The organism is Bacillus sp. AP50 (genome assembly GCF_040492675.1).
Taxonomy (GTDB): Bacteria; Bacillota; Bacilli; order Bacillales; family Bacillaceae_G; genus Bacillus_A; species Bacillus_A cereus.
This window is the reverse complement of the sequence record NZ_JBEUTW010000430.1, coordinates 1-2,286: the sequence shown is the minus strand read 5'-3', so window position 1 is coordinate 2,286 and position 2,286 is coordinate 1. Positions and strand designations below refer to the sequence as shown.

The following is a 2,286-nucleotide window of genomic DNA, read 5'->3' as shown; positions in this document are numbered from 1 at the left end:
CGACTTGTTCTATATTACACCTCTAAAGTATAATCGTCAATACGTTTTTTAAAAAACTTTATATTTTATAGATTTCACTTATGTATTTCTTCTATAGTTATATACAAGCACCCCACAGGACTATCTATGGGGTACTACTCTATTATAAAAACTATTGCTCTTTCGACGGCGCCGAACAACTTCCATCAGTACAAGAAAGATCGCTTCCACCCTCTGAAGAAAGTTCTTGTAACTTAGGTGCAGGATTCTCTTCTTCCCACACTTGCTGAAGTGCACCAACAAAAGTTTCAAGTGGTTGTGCACCTGAAATAGCATACTTTTGATTAATAATAAAATAAGGTACTCCCGAAATTTGATATTGCTGAGCAATCGCTTCATCAATTCTAACATCATTTGCATACGCATTTTTATCATTAATAACATTTAAAGCCTCTTGCTTATCTAAACCTGAAACTTCAGCGATAGTAGCAAGTGTATCCACATCACTTAAATTTCTCGATTCAGTGAAGTATGCGAAAAGTAGATTTTCCGTAATCTCTTTTTCTTTTCCTTGATCCTTTGCAAACTTCGCAAGACGATGCGCATCAAACGTGTTCGTCGGCTTCATCTCATCAAAATTAAAACTTAAACCCATACTAGCTGCATGATTTCCTAGCTGTACGTTATTACGCTTAGCTTCTTCAATACTAATTCCATACTTTGATGCAAGTACTTCATTAATACTTGTCCCAGAATAGATTGGAGCATTTTGGTCTAATTCAAAACTTTTAAACTCAACTTCAACATCCTTCTTATGCGGAAATTGCTCTAAAGCCATCTCTAATCTACGTTTCCCAATATAGCAAAATGGGCATACAAAATCTGACCAAACTTCAATTTTCATAGAAACACCTCATTAACTTTTAATTTTCAATCATTGTAGCACTGAGATTAAGGAATTCAAAAGTTTTTGCTCTACCTCCTTCATATAGTACATACAAAAACACACTTATAGCAGAATACCTAATTAACAAAAAAACGATAATCAAAAGGATTAACTATTATCCCTCCGATTATCGTCTATATAAATGCAACAACTTTAATTATGCCGGAATATACTTCCCTACGAACTTCCATACAGTATTCCAATATTTATTCGAATCTACTTTCTCCGCTTCCCCATGTCCAGCACCTGGAACAATTAATTTCTCTTTTTCTACTTTTGCAGCATTATATACTTCATCTAACATTTCAAAAGGAACGAATGTATCAGCATCCCCATGAATGAACAGCATAGGTGTTTTACTTTTCGCTACTTGTTTTACAGCTGAGGCCTCTTCTAAATCATACCCAGCTCTTAATTTAGTAACCGTATTTGCCGCATTCATAACAGGAAACTTCGGTAAGTGGAATAAATCTTTTAGTTGATAAGTAAATTCATCAATAACAGTTGAGTATCCACAATCTTCAATAATAACTTTAACATTAGAAGGTAAATCTTCTCCTGAAGTCATCATTACAGTTGCCCCGCCCATTGAAACACCAAATAGAGCTATTTCAGCATTAGGGTCTTTCTTTAAGATTTGTTGAATCCAAATTAACACATCTTTACGATCATGCCAGCCCATACCAACATAATCCCCTTCACTATTTCCGTGCCCACGAAGGTCTGGTGCTATGACATTATAGCCTTGTTCATAAAAGTTACGAACATATTTCGTCATTTCTGATGCTCTACCACTATATCCATGAACTACAATTGCCCATTTATGACTAGATGGTTCATTCATATATTCATAACCTTTTAAATTTAATTTATCGAAAGAACGTATAGTTAATGTGTTAGGTTTATACTTCGATACGAAGTTTGCATTCTTTTCTTCATTTGCAGCCAATACATCTCCCGACGCATTTACCGTTTCCACTAAATGAGGATTATCTTGCAAAAATTCCTTTTCTTGTTTCGCATTTAATGCATAGTTATAAAAATAATTTCCAACTAACATATACACGATTACTAGCAGGACTAAGACTACTATAGTAATTATACTTATCTTTTTCATATTATCTCCTTTTCTAACTTAAATCTTCTTATATTAAAGTACATCAAAAACAACTGTACTATTTTAACATACCAATGAATTCTATCTTTAAGAAATAAAATAGAAAATCTTAAATTACCTGTCAAAAATCACGAAAGAAATTGAATAAAACTTATATAGCTACGTACTCAAAAATCTTTTTAAAAATGAGCAGCACTTCAAAATATTTAGCTTTGAAAAGAAGTTATAAAACACAAAAAAGACG

At 33.1% G+C, this 2,286-nt stretch carries 2 protein-coding genes; both read right to left on the bottom strand.

Features of this window, described 5'->3' with window-relative positions; translation table 11 throughout:
• Positions 1–151: 151 nt before the first annotated feature.
• Complete coding sequence (locus ABWK52_RS23985; RefSeq protein ID WP_000687938.1) at positions 152–883, bottom strand: DsbA family oxidoreductase; 732 nt, start codon at positions 881–883, stop codon at positions 152–154.
• A gap of 199 nt (positions 884–1,082) precedes the next feature.
• On the bottom strand, positions 1,083–2,042 hold the full coding sequence (locus ABWK52_RS23980) for an alpha/beta hydrolase (RefSeq protein WP_000723977.1): 960 nt from the start codon (positions 2,040–2,042) through the stop codon (positions 1,083–1,085).
• Positions 2,043–2,286 lie beyond the last annotated feature (244 nt).